The following is a 17,988-nucleotide window of genomic DNA, read 5'->3' as shown; positions in this document are numbered from 1 at the left end:
GCCTCGGCCGGACCGGTCGGGCGGGTTCTGGGCCGCTTTCACCGCTGTGGCTTGCTCCTGGCGTCTACCTGCTCCTGATATGACTCGGCCGGGTCCGTTCGCGGACCCGGCCGATGTCGGTATGGAGTTGTTGTGGGCTCAGCTCTTGCGGCCCGGCGCTTTCGCACCGGCCTTGAAGCCGAGACCGCCGGGCTTGGCGCTGGGCGGCGCGACTTCGGGTGCGCCGTTGCCGCTCGCACCGTTGGTCTGCTCCGGTTCGGCAGCGGGTTCGGGCTTTGCCGCAGGGGCTTCCGCGGCGGGGGCCTGCTCCACCGGAGCTGGCTCGGTGGGAGCCGCATCCTTCGGGGCCGGTGCCGGGGTTGCCTTGCCGGGGGCCTTGGGGCCGGGCCGCTTGAAGCCCGACTTCATGGCCAGACCCTTGGCGGGCACCGTGGGCTTGGTCTCGGTCGGCGCGGCTGCGGTCGTGGCTTCGGCCGGTTCCGTAGCCGTCTCGACGGCCGTTGCCTCGGCTGCCGGGGCCTTCGCGCCGGGAGCCTTGGCCGCGCCCTTCATGGTGAGACCACCACCGGGCGCCTTCGCGCCGCCCTTCATGCCCAATCCCTTGGCCGGCTTGGCCGCGGGGGCTTCGGTCGCGGGAGCCTCGGCCGGGGCTTCGGCGGCGGGCGCCGCGGCGGCCTTGGCACCGGGTGCCTTGGCTCCGCCCTTCATCCCCAGACCACCGGGCGCCTTCGCGGGGCCCTTCATGGCCAGACCCTTGACCGGAGCGGCAGGCGCCGACGTGGCCTCGGCCTCCGCCGTTTCCGCGGCGGGAGCCTTGGCGCCGGGCGCCTTGGCCGCGCCCTTCATGCCGAGTCCGCCAACGGGTGCCTTGGCTGGGCCCTTCATGGCGAGACCGCCGCCACCGGGCGCTTTCGCCGGGCCCTTCATGGCCAGACCGCCGCCGGTCGGCGCGGCCTTGGCGGGAGCTTCGGCGGCCGGGGCGGGTTCGGGCTCCGGCTCCGGTTCGGGCTCCGCCTCGGGCGCCTTCGGCTCCTGGATGACGGTCAGGTTCTCGGTCAGCACCGCGGGCTCGACGCGCTCGATGGCGTCCAGCATCAGCTGGGCGACGTCCACCACCTCGACGCCTTCGCCCTCACCCTTCTCCTGGCGGGCGGTGACGCCGTCGGTCAGCATCACGCGGCAGAACGGGCAGCCGGTCGCGATCTTCGCGGGCGAGGTGGTCAGCGCCTCGTCCACGCGGTCGATGTTGACGCGCTTGCCGAGCTGCTCCTCCATCCACATTCGCGCGCCACCGGCGCCACAGCACATGGATCGCTCGCCGTGCCGGGGCATCTCGACCAGGTTGGAGCCGGACGCGGCCATCAGCTCACGCGGCGCGTTGTAGATCTTGTTGTGCCGACCCAGGTAGCAAGGGTCGTGGTAGGTGACGTTCTGCGACACCGAGGCCACCGGGACCAGCTGCTTCTGCCGCACCAGGCGGTTGAGCAGCTGAGTGTGGTGCACGACCTCGTAGTTGCCGCCGACCTGCGGGTACTCGTTGTTCAGCGCGTTGAAGCAGTGCGCACAGGTGACGACGATCTTCTTCTTGCGATCCTCGACGCCCTCGAACACCGAGTTCAGCAGCTCGATGTTCTGCTGGGCCAGCTGCTGGAACAGGAACTCGTTACCCGCGCGGCGAGCGGAGTCGCCGGTGCAGGTCTCCTCCGCGCCGAGCACCATGAATTTCACGCCCGCGGTGGCCAGCAGTTCGGCGACCGCCTTGGTGGTCTTCTTGGCGCGGTCCTCGTAGGCGCCCGCGCAGCCGACCCAGAACAGGTACTCGTAGCCGTCGAAGCTGTCGGCGTCCTGGCCGAAGACCGGGATCTGGAAATCGAGCTCGTTGATCCAGTTGAGCCGGTCCTTGGCGTTCTGGCCCCAGGGGTTGCCCTTGTTCTCCAGGTTCTTGAACAGGCCCGCGAGCTCGGACGGGAACTCGGACTCGATCAGCACCTGGTAGCGGCGCATGTCGATGATGTGGTCGACGTGCTCGATGTCCACCGGGCACTGCTCGACGCACGCGCCGCAGGTGGTGCAGCTCCACAGCACCTCGGGATCGATGATGCCGCCCACGTCCTCGCCGCCGACCAGCGGCCGCTCGGCCTCGGCCTTGGCGGCCTCCGAGATCTTGGCGAGCTTCGCTTCGTTCGGGTTGCCCTCGGCGTCGACCAGGCCGACCTCGTCGCCACCCATGTCCTTGCGGCCACCGGCCAGCAGGTAGGGGGCCTTGGCGTACCCGTGGTCGCGCAGCGACATGATCAGCAGCTTCGGCGACAGCGGCTTGCCGGTGTTCCAGGCGGGGCACTGCGACTGGCAGCGACCGCACTCGGTGCAGGTGGTGAAGTCCAGCCAGCCCTTCCAGGAGAAGTCCTCGATCCGGCCCGCGCCGAAGGTGTCGGTGTCGGGGTCGGCGGTCTCCATGTCGACCGGCTTGCCCTTCGACATCATCGGCTTGGCCGCGCCCAGCGCGACGCCGCCGTCGTCCTCACGCTTGAAGTAGATGTTGAAGAACGCGGAGAACCGGTGCCAGGCCACGCCCCAGGTGACGTTGCGGCCGACGTAGTACAGGAACGCCATGCCGGACATCAGCTTCACGAAAGCGAACAGCGCCACCATCGTGGTGTTCGCGGGCAGCAGCTTCGCCACCTGCATGGTGAAGAAGTCGGTGGCCGGGTCGGAGTGGCCGTAGGCGGCGATCTTGCCCGCCTTCACGAAGATCATGCCGAGGCCCTCGAGCAGCACGATCGCCTCGATGACGTAGGCCGGGCCGAACTTGGAACCGCTGAACCGGGAAAGACGCTCCGGCAGACGCGGGTGGTTGAGCTGCCGCAGGATGATCAGCGTGAGGATGCCGACCACGGTGCCGATGCCCAGGATCTCGTCCCACAGGTGGTAGATCGCCAGGTTGCCGATGATCGGCCAGTGGAACGCGGGGTCGAACGTCTGCCCGTACGCCTCGAACCACAGCATGGCTCCGCCGATGAAGCCGATCATCACCAGCCAGTGCGCCCAGCCGACGGTGCGGAATTTGTTCATCCGCGTGTGCGCGATGAACTCCACGAGCATCTGCTTGAAGCGCGGAAAGAAGGGCCGCCAACGGTCCGGCGCGGGCTGTCCGATCATGATGGCGCGCGCGATATTGCGGACGCCGCCGATGAACGACGCCCAACACAGGAGGCTGAGCGCCGCCCCAATCGTGCCCAGCGTCACTGTCAGGGCATTCATGTGCGACCTTTCTTTAGAGGCACAACGAGCGCGGCTGGTTCTGCTACCGCCTCGGTTGGCTCGTATCCTAACCGGCAGCAAGTTACCCGCCAGTAACAACCATGTCCATCGTACGATCGGGCTTTTGGGCTATAGCCCCATATGCTGGGGCTTGACCCTCTATTTACCTGTGATGAATGTCACAGTAAATTGCCCAGATCGCGCTGGCGAGTGGTCGACCACCACCGTAAACGGCGAAGCATTCCGTCCAGTCGGTAAGGATTGGCTTAGTCCCCATGCCTGATAAGGGATCTCGCTTAAAACGCGGCGTTCTATTAGGCTCACGACGTTCTGATTGCCACAACCGTCTTCACACCGCTCGGGGAGGATCCGGAGCCGACCACCCGGATTTGCTGTACAGAGCTCTCGCGTGCTGAAGACCAGCGGTAACGCACGACCTGATGATGGATTGGAAACTGAATTGAAACTCCGCAGAACCACCGCGGCGGCCGCGATGGTCATCGGTGCGATGACCATCGGACTGGGGACCGCCCATGCCGAGCCGGCCGCTGCTACGCCCGACCCGATCCGGTACTCGGTCAAGCTGGTGGAGAAGACCGTCGTGACGACGCTCAAGGGGGGAACATTCGAGCTGGCCAAGTCGTCCGAGGACGTCAAGGAAGACGACGTCTACCGGATCAAGGATTCGCAGGGCAACGCGGTCCTCACACTGCCGATCGCCTTCAAGGTCGCCGACACCGTCGTCCCGGTGAAGCCGATCGTGAAGGAAGACAACACGGTGCTCGAGCTGACGCCTGAGCAGGGTGTCACCGTGCCCAAGGACAAGCCGGCCAACGCGGTCAACGTCGTGGCGCAGCCGATCGCCTCGCCGATCGAGAACCAGCGCGCGCAGAACGAGTTCGCCAGCCAGTTCGGCATCGCGACCGCCGTCGGCGGCTTCCTCGGCACCGCCGTCGGCGTCATCGGCGGTGCGGTGATCGGCTGCATCCTCGGCCTGCCGTTCCTCGGCGTCGGCTGCATCCCGGCCGCGATCGCGGGCGCGGGCATCGGCGGCATCCTCGGCACCGTGGCGGTCGGCGGACCGATGCTCGCTGTCGCGGGTATCGACCTGATCAACACGCTGCAGGCGCCGGAAGGCACCACCAAGTGGGCGGACAAGCCGAGCGAGCCGAAGTAAGCCCTCGGTCTCACCCGCTCGTCGGATTCTCGGCGGCCCGCTCTCCTTTCGGAGGGCGGGCCGCCGGTCGTTTACCCGGTCAGATCCAGCAGGCCGCGGACGACGTTCTCGCCCAGTTCCTCGCCCAGCGTGCCGAACGAGCGCTCCACCATTTCGAACGTCCCGTCCTCGCGGACGACCAGCACCGTGCTCGCCCTGGTCCCGTGCACGGTGTGCGCGACGAACCTGGCCGACAGCGCCCGCTCCATCTCGTACGGGACGCCGGTGCGCGGAAGTTCGTCGTCAGCGGCTTCGGTGCGGTCGGCCAGCACTTCGAAGTAGCGGTCCACCGCACCGGGCTCGGTGCGCACGACCTCGCGCAGTCCGCGCACACCCGCCCGGATCTTGGGCCAGATGGGCTGTGGAGCGATCAGATCGGTTTCCGCCAGGCTCGGACCAGCCGACGTGACGAATGTGCCGTTGGAGAGCCCGTGGAAGCCCGCGGCGAGTTCGCGCGGTTCCGCGGCGCTGCGATTGGAATGCCACCACAGCGTGCGCAGGTCGGAGACCACCAAGTTGTAGCCGTTGTAGTCGTCGGGTCCCGCGGCGACGTCGAGCACGTACTTCTCCGGCCCGGGGAACTCGCCCGCCGGACCGCGGTCGGACGCGCCGCGCAGAAAATCCATCAGCAGCGCGCCACGGGAACGGGCATCGAGACGTTGATCGGCGGGATTTCGCACGTTCGTGACGGCCGCGAAGCGATTGTCGGCGTGCGGATGGGTGCTCAGGCCGAGCCAGGTGCCGGGCGGTTCGCCCTCCGCCCGGCCGATCGCCCCGGTGTCGCGTCCGGCGAGCAGACCGGGCGCTTCCGGCCACCAACGCATGGACTCGGTCGGCCGGGTATAGAACTCGTCCCGGTTGGCGGCCACGATCAACCGGTATTCCGGGTGCGCGCGCCAGCCGATCAACACCAAACACATGCGGTCCAGGATGCCGGACCGCTACCGCATGCCATGTGGCGTTTCCCCCTGCGGGCCGCGTAAGGGCAGTGGAAAGCCCCTGAGACGGCGAAAGGCCGACAGCTCGACGCTGCCGGCCTTTCGCGCGTTCCCGCGGTCAGTTGGTGCGTACGCGCAGTCCCGGGTTGTCGGAGAGCACCACGTGCACCGGCTGCGCGAACAGCTGCGGCACGTTACCGGTGAGCGCGCCGATCAGGTTCGGGATCTCGCAGATCGGGTAGTCGGCCACCGACGACGCGCTGGAGATGCCGAGCGCCAACCGGCCGGTCACGATCGGGCCGCCGCTGTCGCCGGGCAGCGCGCAGATGTTGGCCGAGAAGCTCTGGGTGAGCTCCCGGTCGCCGACCTGCACGGTCTGGTCGACGGCGTTGACCACGCCGCAGCTGAAGCCGGTGCGCGCACCGGACTTGCACACCGGAGCGCCGACCACCGGGGTCGCCACGCCGTCGACCGGAATCGGAGCCGCGCCGGGCGCACGAACGCCGTTGTTGGCGAAGCGGTCCTTGGCCTGGTCGTTGATCCGGATGATCGAGTAGTCCTGCTCGCCGAGCACCGACTTCTGGAAGACGCCGAGCTGCGCGCCCAGGCGGTCGCCGTTCATCTCGTAGACGCCCGCGGCGTTGCCGCTACCCGCGGACGGGATGTCCGGGTTGCAGTGGCCCGCGGTGATGTTCACCGTGTTGCCGTTGCGGTCGGTGCCGTTGAAGCCGAGCGAGCAGCGCAGCGAGCTGCGTCCGGCGACCGAGGCGTAGCCGTCGCCGCCCGCGAGCGCGCCGCGCGCGTCGCCCGCGATGTCACCGGCCTGGAGAGTGCCCTGCTCGCCCGCCACCGGCGGGGCCATCACGATGACGCGCGCCGGGTCGATGAAGTTCGGCATCGGCAGACCCACCTGGTCCACGCGGACCGCGATCGCGTTGTTCACGGTGTCCACCACCGCGCCGCGCACCAGCGACCGCACCGACTCCGGCTGACCCTCCAGCCAGCGCTCGAACGCGCTCTTCTCGCCACGCAGGGCCGCTTCGCTCTTGGCGACGTTACGGACCTCGAAACCGGCCGACTCCGCGGCCTTCTTCGCCTCGTCGGCGCCGGGGCCCTGCGCCAGCGCCACGACCGCCTTGCCCGCGTCATCCAGCCAGGAGCCGCCGAACACGGCCGGGTACTGCCGCTGGGCGGTGGTGGCGAACGCGGCGACCTGCTGCGCCAGCTCCGCGCGGTGCAGGTACTCGTCGGGCGAGATCTTCAAATCGCGGGTCACCGCGGCGACCAGCTCGGCGGGCAGACCGGGAGCATGGTCGGGTTGAGCCGTCGCTACTGCCGCCGTGGGCCCGAACAGCAGTATCGCCGCCGAGGCGGCGATCACTGTCTTTCGGATTACGGTCTGTCGCGCAGTCGATCGGGGAGGTCCTATACGTGGCAGGAGCATGAGCAGACTATATGGGGTTTGACGCGGGATGCCTACTCATCTTGTGGTTCCCGACTCGCTCATAGCCCTCCGACCGGGAGTATGCCGATCGCCACACCACGCGGGTGCGCGCTCAGCTCGCGTTCGGCCGGGTGCGCACGCTGATTCCGCTGCCGATTCCGCCGCCGGAGGAGGCGTCGATGTCGGCCAGGATCGCCCGGATCGGGATGCCGAGGGACGCGGTGCCGCCGTACTGCGCGAGCGCGACGTTGGCCTCGTTGCAGTTCGGCGCGTCCGCGGCGTTGGAGCCACTGGTGATGCCCAGCGCCAGCGTGCCGGACACGATCGCGCCGCCGCTGTCGCCGCCGAGCGTGCAGGCCGAGCTGGCGAAGCCGCGCACGGTCTTGCTCTCTCCCTCGGCGGTGTAGAGCTGGGTCTCCACCCGGTCGGCGACGACGAAGCCGCAGGTGAACGTGGACGACTGACCGGACTTGCAGACCGGGGCGCCGGTGATCGGGTCGGCGGTGCCGGTGATCGCCAGCGTGGTGCCGTTGGCGCCGCGCACCGAGGGCTGGTCCATGCCCGCCCGCACCGCGCGCTCGTTCAGCTTGATCACCGAGTAGTCCAGCGCGGACTGTCCGCCCAGCGAGGCGCGCACGAAGGTGCCCAGTTCGGGGCTGGCCGGGATGTCCCGGACGTTCGGCAGGTAGACGCCCGCCTCCTGGTTGCCCTTGCCCAGGTTCGGATCACAGTGGCCCGCACTGATGTTCAGCGCGTTGCCGGAGGCGTCGACGCTGTTGAACCCGAACGAGCACACGTCGACGGCGCGCAGCGACGAGTCCTGGAGCGAACCGGGTGCACTGATGTAGGTGTCGCCGCCCATCGGCCTGCGCTCGACCGGTCCGCCGCTGTTCGGCGACAGGATGACCTTGATGTTGGCCAGGAGCGTCGGCAGGTTGAGCATGTGACCCGCGGGCGTGTTGGCGACGCTGAGCACCAGCTGACTGTTCAGGAAGTCGATGGCCACGGAGTTGATCGCCTGCGAGATCTCGCGCGGCAGGCCGGTGATCCACTGGTTGAGCTGCACCAGCGAGCCTTCCAGGCTGTCCGCAGACACGGGGGCCAGCCGGGTCTGGTATCCGTCGGCCGCGGCGATCTTGGCGGCGTCCAGCGAGGTGACCGCCATGACGGGCTTGCCGTCGGCGCCGATCCAGGCGCCCGCGTAGGAATCCGGCCGCTCCGAACGGAATCCGCGCGCGTAGTCACGCAGCTGCTGGGCGCGCGCGGCGCGGTCCAGGTATTCCGTCGGGGTCATCTTCAGATCCCGCGCGATGGCCTGCACGAGTTCCGGAGGGAGATTGTCCGCGGCCAGCTGCGCCGGTGCTTCGGGTACCGCCGAGGCGGTGGTCGTGCCGAACAAGGGAGTCAGGAGAACGGTCGATGCGATGGCGACAGCTTTGACCGCGGCGCGACGCGCCACCAACTTGCGCATGAAGTCCCTTCGTCGGCACGCACGTGCCAGCTAAATCCGTGGCCACGGGCAGAAACCGTTGGCACACAGTCTTCGTCCAGCAACCGACCGGTGTGTGGAAAATCATCCGACAACCCGGTCAGCGCAACACTCTAAGCCACAAACCCGGGAAGGACGCTACTAATCACCGACTACCCGGTATTCCCATTCCGGGGATGGTCGGGATCTGCGGCAGCTGCTGACCGAACGGATTGGTCGTGGGCGTGGTGGTCCGCGTCGTCGAAGTCCGGGTGGGAGTGGTGGTCGGCGTGGTGGTGGGCGGCGTCGTGGTCGTCGGTTCCGGCGTCGTTGTGGTCGGTTCGGGCGTCGTGGTCTCGGTCACCACCGGTGGCTCGGGCGTCTCGGTGGTGGTGGTCGCCGTGGTGGTCACGACCGGCGGCGGGGCCGGGAGCACCGACGTCGGCTCGGACTTGGCGTCGGGCAGCGGCGGCACCGGCGTCTCGCTGCCGTCGCGCAGCAGCATGGCCACCACGATGCCGCCGAGCACCAGGCCGATCGCCGCGGCGCCCGCGATCACCAGCGGCGTGCGTTTCGGTTGCCGCGCTGGAACCGCCGGCTGTGGTTGCTGCTCGACCTGCTTCGTTTCGGTGGCCGCGATCGGCTCGGCGATCGGCATGGCCGCCGAGTACGCCTGCGGCTGCGCCTCGGCGGCGGGCACGGCGGGGATGACGATGGTGTCCACCGTCGAGTTCTCCGCGGTGGACGGGTCCGGCGGGGTGGCCCCCGCCGGAGTGGCGAGCACCGCCGCCAGTGCCCCTCTGGCCGCGTCGTGGGCGAACGATCTTCCATCGGCTCCGGTTTGGGCGCTGGGCAATTCACCCTCGCTGACCAGCAGCACCGAGCGCAGACCGAGGTAGTCCAGCGCGTCACGCAGCGAACGCACCTGCTCGGCGGGCCAGTCCGCCGGATGCGTCGCGTAGAACTCGGCCGCTCCGCTGAGATGTTCGGCGGCCAGGTTGATCAGGCAGAACAGGGCGGTCGCGACGAGGTCTTCGGCGCGGTACGCCTCACCGTCGTCGACGGGGATACCCGCCGGGTCGCCGACGGCGGCCACGAAGCCGCTGATCGAGTGGGACTCCTCCGTGGGCGGGGGACCGCCCAATTCGGCGTCACCGTCCTCGGACATGTGCAGTACCGACTCCCGGACGATGTACTCCGGCTGCTCGTCACCGTCGGTGACGATGACCGCCGTGCACTCGTCGTCGGCGACGCGCAGGCCAACCCCAGTGGCCATCCTCACCTACCTCGCTTCGGCGTTCCCGCTGACGGAACCGCACCCGGTCACACCAGAAGCGAACCGTGTCCCATGGCGCGGAGCATCGACAATAACTCCGAACGGGAACGGGCACCGACCCGGCGTCGGATGCGCGCGACGTGGTGCTCGACCGTCTTCGCCGAAATGTACAGGCGCGCACCGATCTCCCGATAGGTGAGCCCGAGCAGAACCAGCTCGGCCACTTCGCGTTCCCGTTCGCTGAGAATCGCGGCCTGCGGCGGCACGGGCGGCGGGGTGTCGCCGTTGTGCGCGGCCGGGGCCGCCTGCCGAGCCTGCGGCTCCTGCGGACGGGCGTCGGCGCGAACCGTGCGGGCCAGTTTGAGCAGCGCGGTGGCCGTCGCCGAGTCGGGCGCCGCGAGCGCCGCCTCGCTGGCCAGCCGGGCGCCGTCCCAGGTCATGCCGATTTCGGTGAGAGCGGCGACCGCCGCGTGGACCGGCGCGCTGACCACCTGGCCGCGCAGCACCAGCACCCAGGTACGGCCCGCGTCGGCGAGTACGGCGGCGTGCCGGTCACCCGCCTCGGCCGCGGCTTTCAACGCGCGCGCGTGCGGCAACAGCTCCTCGGGGCTCTCGTGGGCGATCGCGGCCTGCACGCCGTACCAGTGGAAGGCGTTGGACCACGCGGGCGGATCGTCCAAGCGACGCAGCAGCGCCAGCGCGGCGTCCACCAATGGCGCGATCCGTCGTTCGTCGCGCATCCGGATGGCGGCCAGCCATAGTTCGCCGATCGGCAGCAGCGCCAGCAGGTCGGTCTGCACGTCGTCGAAGAGCGGATACGCCGCCTGCCACGCACGGGCCAGCGCGGTGTGGTCGCCGCTGCGCCGGGCGAGACCGACCGCGACGCCGTGCGCGAGCAGGCGGTCGCGGACGTCGAGCCGATCGTGGTCGAGCGCGGCCACGGTGGCCGCGGCGGCGCGCTCGTCGCCGCCGAGCATCGCCGTCCAAGCCGCGAGCACGTCGAGTTGATGGCAGCGCAGGCCGCTCGCCGTGGCTCGCCGCAACGCGTCCTGGGCGCGGCGGGGCTCGCCGGTGCCGAGCGAGAGCAGCGCGGCGATGGAGGCCGCCGTGCAAGGCAGGAAGCGGTCCACGCCGGCGTCCGCGTGGGCGGCCTGGACCAGCGCCGATACCGCCGCGGCGGTGTTGTTGCCCGGTTCGATGGTGTCCGAGAGCGCGGTCGCGATCAGCCGCGCGTGCGCGCCCGCTTCGGTAGGCGGCCACTTCGTCGCCGAGGAGGACATCTCCCGCGCGCCTGCCACGTCGCCCGCCAGGCACAACACCGTGGCGCCGACGGCCCAGTCCGGGCCGACCCGATGCCCTCCGAGCCAGGTGTACAGCTGCGCCGCGCGACCGACCAGGCCGCGGCGGGTGAGCACCGCCGCGCAGATCCGCACCGCTGTAGCGAGTTCCGCGCCCGTGCTGCCCGACCGTGCCAGCATCGGCTCGGCCAGGCGCATGGCGGTCTCGCCGTCGCCGGTCCTGGCGGCCGCCTCGGCCCAGCGCAGCGCGATCAGATCCAGTTCCGCACCCGCGGCCGCCGCCGCGGCGTAATAGCGAACCGCGTCGCGACCGGCTTGCTCTGCGGCGTCGACGAGGAAGGAGGCGAGCCGCGGATCGCGGACGCCGGACTCGGCCAATTGCAAGGCGGTGCGGTCGCGCAGCAGGCCCGCCTCCAGCCGGGCGCCGAGCAACCGGCGCTCGACCGCGACGAACCTGCGGTCGCCGAGCAGCGTGCGCAGTGGGGCAACGGCGGGTTCCAGCAGCAGGTCGGCGTCGGTCACCAGGGCGCTGGCCCTTGCTCGGTCGATGAGATCCTGCGCGACGGCCTGCTCCACGCCGAGCACCTCGGTGAGCTCGCTGGAATCCAGGCCGGTGCCCGTCGTGGCGACAACCAGGGTCTCCAGCAGGTCGGGCGCGAGGTTGTCCAGCAACCCGCGCGCCCACGCGGCGACGGCCGTGTCGACGGCGGTGATGCCCGCGTCCAGACGCGCCGAGCAGGCGGCTGTGAGCGCGGCCACCACGCCGCCGCGGATACCCGCGGTCTGCACATGAATGTGCTGCGCGACCTGACGCGGCACCATCATGCCCAGTTCTCGGGCGAACGGCGCCATGTCCGCGACGCCCAGCGGGCGCAGGTCGACCACGCGACCACGCCGGGCGACGGCGTCGGCGAGCATCCGCAGCCGCGGGTCGTGCGGGCGCGGCTGCGCGGCGATCACCATCGTTCGATGTCCGGATTCCACTGCGGCGCAGAGGTATTCGAGATCGAGTCGGCCAAGCGTGTGGGCATTGTCGATGATCAGCGCGGGGCGGGCTATGTCGGTCGTCACGCCCGCGGTGCTCGTCGTGTGGTGCACGGGGTGCGCGCCGTTGCGCGCATGCGCGTGCTGGAGCGCGGCGATGTCGTCCTGCAACGGGACGCCGCGGGCGCGCAGACGAGCCCGGATCTCCGCGAGGAGCGTCGACTTGCCGGTCTGGGACCGGCCGCGGATCAGGTAGACCACCGGTTGGTCGTCGGCGGAATCCAGATCGCGGAAGATGTCGCGGGCGCAGGGGAGGGTGTCGAAGGCGGTATCAGCCACCGGAGCCTCCCAGGATCTCTCCGGGAGCGCGCAGCACCGTGCCGAGGGTGTCGCCCAGCCCGCCGGTCGGCAGGCTCGGGGCGGTCGGCGGTGTAGGCCGGGGCTGTTGCTGGGTCGGCGCGGGTGGGATGGTCGGCGCCGGTGCGGGCGCGGGAGCAGGAGACGGCTGTTGAGATTGCGGCTGCGGCGCGGGTTGCTGCGCCGGGGAGTCCACAGCGGGCGCGGGGGCAGGTTGATCGGGATTCTGTTCGCTCTTCACCACGGCCGCGGTCGTGCCCTGAGCTGCGGACGAAGGCGAACCGGCCTGCGGCGCCTCGTTCCTTGCCCGCGGTCGGCCGGTGGCGCTCGCCGAGTCCGTGGCGGCGACACCGGAAGATGCGGATTCCGTGCCCGTTTGCGCGCCCGTCGTCGCGGCGACCTGGACGGCGCCGGTGCCGGACTGCTCGGTCGAGGCGGGGCTGTCCTGGCCGGACTGGATGCTGGTGCCGATCGCGAGCGTGCCGGTCGCCAGCAGGCCGATGGCGGCCGCGATACCGGCTACCACCGCGATGCGCTGCCTGCTGATCAGTGCGCGCCTGCGCGCAGGCGGCTCCTCCGGGAGCGCCGCCAGTCCCGCCGAGGGCAGCGCTCGGGGCTGCGGCACGGTCTCGTCCTCGACCACCGGATCGACCATGGGGAGTTGGTCGGTCTCGGCGGCGAGCAGATCGGCGGCCAGCAGCGCCGCGCCGCGTGCCGTGGTGTGCTCGGGATCCGGGGCCGCCACGACCGGCAATCCGAACTCGGAGGAGACGAGTTCGGCGACCAACGGTATGGCGCCTCCTCCTCCGGTGAGCAGGACGCGGCCGACGTCGCCGATATCGAGCCCGGCGCGGTGCACCGCGTCGCGGATCAGGTCCATCGCACTCAGCAGCGGTCCGCGCAGCAGGTCTTCCAGTTCACCGCGCACCAGACGCACGGTGCTGCCTTGCGGATCCGCGGGGTCCACACGCACCGGAACAACGGTCGCGGTATTTATGGAAAGCTCTTCTTTCGCTTTCCTGCAGTGCTCGCGCAATGCCGATAATCCGCGTTCCACCATTGGATCGAACGGATCGAAATCCGCGGCGAGCACCGCATTAGCCAGGACATAGCGCATGGTCAGCAGATCGAATTCCGCGCCGGCGACGTCGGTGCTGCGCAACGGTGTGCCGAGCAAGCTGGCGTGCTCGCCGGTACGGACCACCGAGACGGTCGAGCCGGTCGCGCCGAGATCGAGGACGATCACCGCGCCGTCGTCGGCCCTGCCGTGCGCGGCGTCGAGCCAGCGGATCGCGGCGGTGGGCTCCGGCACCAGCGTCACCTCGCCGAGTCCGGCCCGCTCGAGGGCGTCGCGCTGGACGTCGACGGTGTGCCGCGACCACCAAGCCGGGTGGCAGGCGACCGTCGCCTGAACGCCGCTCGGGCCGCTCTCGGCGGCGATCTCGTCGACCAGGCAGCCGATCGAGGTCGCCACCAGGTCGGGGGCGGAATAAGATGAGCCGTCCTCGGCGAGGATGCCGACCGGGTCGCCGACCCTGGCGAGGAAGCCTTCCAGCAGAACGTCGCTGGAATGGCGGCCGGTAGAGCCGGCGCCCGCGCCGAGCATGGGCGCCATGTCCGGCGACAGCCGCAGCACGCTCGGATGCGAGCGTAGGTAGCCGCCGCCGGACCGGCCGAGGCCGTCGTCGCCATCCTCCGTTGCCGCCACGGCGACCGAATTCGACGCTCCGACACTGATGCCGAGCGCCAGGCGCTGTGTCATTCGAGAACCCCGTTCGAGAAGCTGTCTGTTCCGGTGTCGCTGCTGCATGTCCGAGATCGTGCGCTGGGCGTTGTGGTTGCCGACGCAACCGTTCTGTCGGTTGCTGGCCATCCGCCGTTACTTCGTTAGGGGGACGTTTAGGGAAATTCCCCTAATTTCGCTCCCACCCCTATCCGGCGGCCCCGGCCGGTCATAGGGGTCCGCCCCGTTTCGGCGTAACGCGATGCGCTCCTAGCGTGATTTGCATTCCAACGACTGCGGATCAGCGAGGTCCGCCGGGACTCAGGAGAAGATTCTCATGACACCCAACGCGATTCTGGAGTTCATCCTCGGTCTGCTGCGGAACCAAGAGGCCGCGGTCGCCTACTGCGCCAACCCCACCCAGGCGCTGGCCGCCGCAGGCCTGAGCGCGGTGACGCCGGAGGACATCGCCCTCTGCGCCCCGATGGTCGCCGAGTCGGCTCTGGTCACCGGCGGTTCCCAGTTGCAGTCCATCGTGGCCGCGGGCGCGCAGACCGGCACGGCCGCCGCGATCGGTGCGGCCAGCACCGTGGGCGCGGCGGCGGTGGCGGATGCCGGAGTCGACCTCGGCACCGATCTCGGCGTGGACCTGGGTGCCGGTGCGGGTGGCGGGCTCGACGTCGACCTCGGTGTCGGTACGGGCGTGGATGTGGGTGCCGGACTGAACACCGCGATCGAAACCGGCCTGGAGTTCGGCGCAGGTCTGGGCGCGGGGCTGGCGGCGGGCCTCGAGACCGTGGTGAACGCGGGCGCCGACCTGTCCGCCGCCGTGGGCGGCCTGCTCGGCGCGGGCGCTCAGGTGATCAGCGGTATCGGCGCGGGCCTCGACCTGAACGCCGACGCCCAAGGGCTGGGCGACATCGCCGCCGGCCTGGAGACCGGCCTCTCCACCGGCATAGACGCGGGCGCCGGCCTCGGCGCGGGCCTGGAAGGCGCGGCAGACGCGGCGGTGGGCTTGGGCGCCGGGCTGGAAGGCGCGGTGAACGGGGCAGCGGGACTGGGCGCCGGGCTGGAAGGCGCGGTGAACGGGGCAGCGGACCTGGGTGCCGGACTCGGTGCGGGGCTGCAAGGCGCGGTGGACGCTGCAGCCGGTCTGACCACGGGCCTGGACGCCGCTTTGGGCGCGGGTGCGCAGGCGGGCGCCGGCCTCGGCGGTGTGATCGACGCGACGACCGGTTTGACGACCGGGCTCGGCGCGGGCCTGGGAGGCGCGGTGGACGCGGCAACCGACCTGACCGCGGGTATCGGCGGCAGTGTGCAGGCGGGTGCTGATCTCGCTGCCGGTCTCGGTACGGGTATCGGCGGTGCTGTCGACGCGACGACCGGGCTCGGCGCGGGCCTGGAAACCGCCATCGGTGGCGCGGCGGACATCACGACGGGTGTCGGTGCCGGTCTGGAAGGCGCTGTGCAGGGTGCCACGGACATCTCCGCGGGATTGAACGCGGGCCTGGAAGGTGGTCTGGGCGCGGCGACCGATGTGACCTCGGCCCTGGGTGCCGGTCTCGGGGGCGCTGTCGATGCGACGACCGGCCTCGGCGCGGGTCTGGACAACGCGGTCGGTGGTGCGGTGGACCTCACCACCGGTGTGGGCGCGGGCCTGGAGGGTGGTCTGGACGCGGCGACCGACGTAACCGCGGGGCTCGGCGCGGGTGTCGGGGCAGCTGTCGATGCGACGACCGGTCTCGGCGCGGGCTTGGGCGGCGCGGTTGGTGGTGCGGCTGATGTCGCCGCAGGTCTCGAGGGAGCTGCGGGTGCAGCCACTGATCTGACCGCGGGGCTCGGTGCCGGTGTCGGCGCGGGCCTGGAGGGTGCCGTTGATGCGACGACCGGTCTCGGTGCGGGTGTGGGGGGAGCTGTCGATGCGGCGGGTGGCTTGGCTACGGGTGTGGATGCGGCGTTGGGTGCCGGCGCAGAGGCGGGTGCAGGTCTGGGCGCTGGGCTGAACGGTGCTGTCGATGCGACGACCGGCCTCGGCGCGGGCTTGGGTGGTGTGGCTGATGTCAGCACGGGTCTGGGGGCGGGAATCGGCGGAGCCGCGAGTGCGGCGACCGATCTGACCGCAGGCCTCGAGAGCGCGATCGGCGGGGTGGCGGATCTCGGTACCGGCGTGGGTACAGGCCTCGAAGGGGCCGTTGATACGACGACTGGCCTTAGTGCGGGCATTGGGGGTGCGGTCGATGCCACGACGGGGCTCGGTGCGGGTCTGGAGGGCGCTGCGGGTGCCGCCACCGATCTCAACGCGGGTCTCGAGAGCGCTCTCGACGCGACAACCGGCTTCGGCGCGAACCTCGGAGGCGCTGTGGATGATTCCGTCGGCGCTGCTACGGATTTGACCGCTGGTGTCGGTGCGGGTCTCGGCGGCGCTGTCGATGCGACGACCGGCTTGGGTGCGAGTTTGGGAGGTGCTGTGGATGGTTCGGTTGGTGCCGCTACGGATTTGACCGCTGGTGTCGGTGCGGGTCTGGAGGGTGCTGCGGGTGCCGCCACGGGTCTCGGGGGTGCTGTGGGTGGTTCCGCCGGCGCTGCTACGGATTTGACCGCGGGCGTCGGTGCGGGTCTCGGTGGTGCTGTTGATGCGACGACCGGCTTGGGTGCGAGCTTGGGAGGTGCTGTGGAGGGTTACGCTGGCGCTGCTACGGATTTGACCGCTGGTGTTGGTGCGGGTCTGGAGGGTGCTGCGGGTGCCGCTACGGGGCTTGGTGCGGGTCTCGGGGGTGCTGTTGATGCGACGACCGGCTTGGGCGCGAATCTTGGAGGCGCTGTGGATGGTTCCGCTGGCGCCGCGACGGGTCTTGGTGCGGGTCTGAACGGTGCTGTCGATGCGTCGAACGGTCTGGGTGCGAATCTCGGGGGCGCCGCGGGTGCGGGTCTGGAGGGCGCGGTGAACGGGGCCGGTGGGGTGACCACCGGTTTGGACGCGGCTCTCGGCAGCGGTGCGCAGGCGGGTGCCGGTCTCGGCGCCGGGGTGTCTACCGGGTTGCACGGGGCGGCCGACGCGGGTGCGCAGATCGGGTCGGGTCTGGAGACCGGGCTTGGAGGCGCGCTCGATGCCACCGGGCAGGCGACGACCGGGCTCACCGGCGGAATCGACACCGCCGCAGAGGGTTCCGGCAACCTGGCCGCCGGACTCGGAAGCAACTTCTCCTCTGCCATCGGTGGTGCCGGAAGCCTCGGTGGTGCCGGAAGCCTCGGAACGCAGGCGACGGCGGGCCTGGAGACCGGACTCGCGACGGGTCTCGGCGCGGCCGTGAACACCGGAGCGGAGCTCGGCGGCGGACTGGACAGCTCCCTGCACACCGGCGGGCAGGCCGGTGCGGGTCTCGGGACCGGTCTGGGCGGGGCGTTCGACGCCGGAGTCCACGGGGCGAGCGGCCTGGAGACGGGCTTGTCCACCGGCCTCGGTGGGGCCCTGTCCACCGGCGGGGGCGGTGGGGCACACGCCGATACCGGCCTTGGAGCCGGGCTGACCGGTGCCATCGACGGCGGTGCGCAGGCAGGTGCGGGGCTGGGTTCGGGGCTTTCGGCTGGGCTCGATGCGGGAGCTCAGGCGGGTACCGGACTCGCTTCGGGGCTTTCGGCTGGGCTCGATGCGGGAACTCACGCGGGTGCCGGACTCGCTTCGGGTTTGTCGGCCGGACTGGGCACGGCCGCTGAAGCCGGTGCGGGACTCGGCTCCGGACTTTCCACCGGAATCGAGGGTGCGGCTGGTTCGGGCTTGGAGACCGGCTTGTCGACCGGTCTCGGCGCTGCGGGCAGCGCGGGTGCGGGTCTGTCGAGTGGTCTGGAAGGCGCGTCCAGCGCGGGAGCGCATCTCGGTTCGAGTCTGGACAGCGGTATCGGCGTCGGTTCGCACGCGGCCTCCGGTCTCTCCACCGGAATCGAGGGTGCGGCTGGTTCGGGCTTGGAGACCGGCTTGTCGACCGGTCTCGGCGCTGCGGGCAGCGCGGGTGCGGGTCTGTCGAG

At 70.5% G+C, this 17,988-nt stretch carries 9 protein-coding genes; 2 read left to right on the top strand and 7 right to left on the bottom strand.

Annotated elements, in window-relative coordinates:
• Positions 1-138: 138 nt before the first annotated feature.
• Positions 139-3,261 carry a (Fe-S)-binding protein gene (locus tag ACFV2O_RS00945; RefSeq protein WP_379249225.1) on the bottom strand — a complete coding sequence of 1,041 codons (3,123 nt, stop codon included), beginning with the start codon at positions 3,259-3,261 and terminating at the stop codon, positions 139-141.
• 460 nt (positions 3,262-3,721) lie between these two features.
• Here ACFV2O_RS00945 and ACFV2O_RS00940 point away from each other — a divergent pair, with 460 nt between their 5' ends.
• Complete coding sequence (locus tag ACFV2O_RS00940) at positions 3,722-4,438, top strand: hypothetical protein (protein WP_355071465.1); 717 nt, start codon at positions 3,722-3,724, stop codon at positions 4,436-4,438.
• A gap of 71 nt (positions 4,439-4,509) precedes the next feature.
• Here the strand turns inward: ACFV2O_RS00940 and ACFV2O_RS00935 are convergent, their stop codons facing one another.
• The 6 genes from ACFV2O_RS00935 to ACFV2O_RS00910 form a co-directional block, all read right to left on the bottom strand.
• The gene (locus tag ACFV2O_RS00935) at positions 4,510-5,397 is read right to left on the bottom strand and encodes an NRDE family protein (RefSeq protein WP_364424709.1); all 888 of its coding nucleotides are present in this window, start codon (positions 5,395-5,397) and stop codon (positions 4,510-4,512) included.
• A 136-nt stretch (positions 5,398-5,533) separates the two neighbouring features.
• Positions 5,534-6,859, bottom strand: a complete 1,326-nt coding sequence (locus ACFV2O_RS00930; RefSeq protein WP_379249222.1) for a trypsin-like serine protease — start codon at positions 6,857-6,859, stop codon at positions 5,534-5,536.
• Positions 6,860-6,971: 112 nt separating this feature from the next.
• Positions 6,972-8,330 (bottom strand): S1 family peptidase, encoded by a 1,359-nt coding sequence (locus ACFV2O_RS00925; protein ID WP_355071471.1) that lies wholly within the window; start codon positions 8,328-8,330, stop codon positions 6,972-6,974.
• Between the two features lie 163 nt (positions 8,331-8,493).
• Complete coding sequence (locus tag ACFV2O_RS00920) at positions 8,494-9,603, bottom strand: hypothetical protein (protein ID WP_379249220.1); 1,110 nt, start codon at positions 9,601-9,603, stop codon at positions 8,494-8,496.
• Between the two features lie 47 nt (positions 9,604-9,650).
• Positions 9,651-12,224 carry a LuxR C-terminal-related transcriptional regulator gene (locus tag ACFV2O_RS00915; RefSeq protein ID WP_379249218.1) on the bottom strand — a complete coding sequence of 858 codons (2,574 nt, stop codon included), beginning with the start codon at positions 12,222-12,224 and terminating at the stop codon, positions 9,651-9,653.
• Positions 12,217-14,004: an Hsp70 family protein gene (locus ACFV2O_RS00910; protein WP_379249216.1), complete on the bottom strand. Its 1,788-nt coding sequence runs from the start codon at positions 14,002-14,004 to the stop codon at positions 12,217-12,219. The genes ACFV2O_RS00915 and ACFV2O_RS00910 overlap by 8 nt, the downstream gene beginning before the upstream one ends.
• A 298-nt stretch (positions 14,005-14,302) precedes the next feature.
• On the opposite strand from ACFV2O_RS00910, the gene ACFV2O_RS00905 reads away from it, so the two are divergent.
• Positions 14,303-17,988, top strand: a 3,686-nt coding sequence (locus ACFV2O_RS00905) for an IniB N-terminal domain-containing protein (protein WP_379249214.1), incomplete at its 3' end; no start/stop codon positions are given.

Origin of the sequence: Nocardia sp. NPDC059691, from assembly GCF_042733915.1 — a bacterium.
GTDB classification, from domain to species: domain Bacteria; phylum Actinomycetota; class Actinomycetes; order Mycobacteriales; family Mycobacteriaceae; genus Nocardia; species Nocardia sichangensis.
Note: the sequence above shows the minus strand (reverse complement) of the source record. Positions and strands in the feature narration are given on the sequence as shown.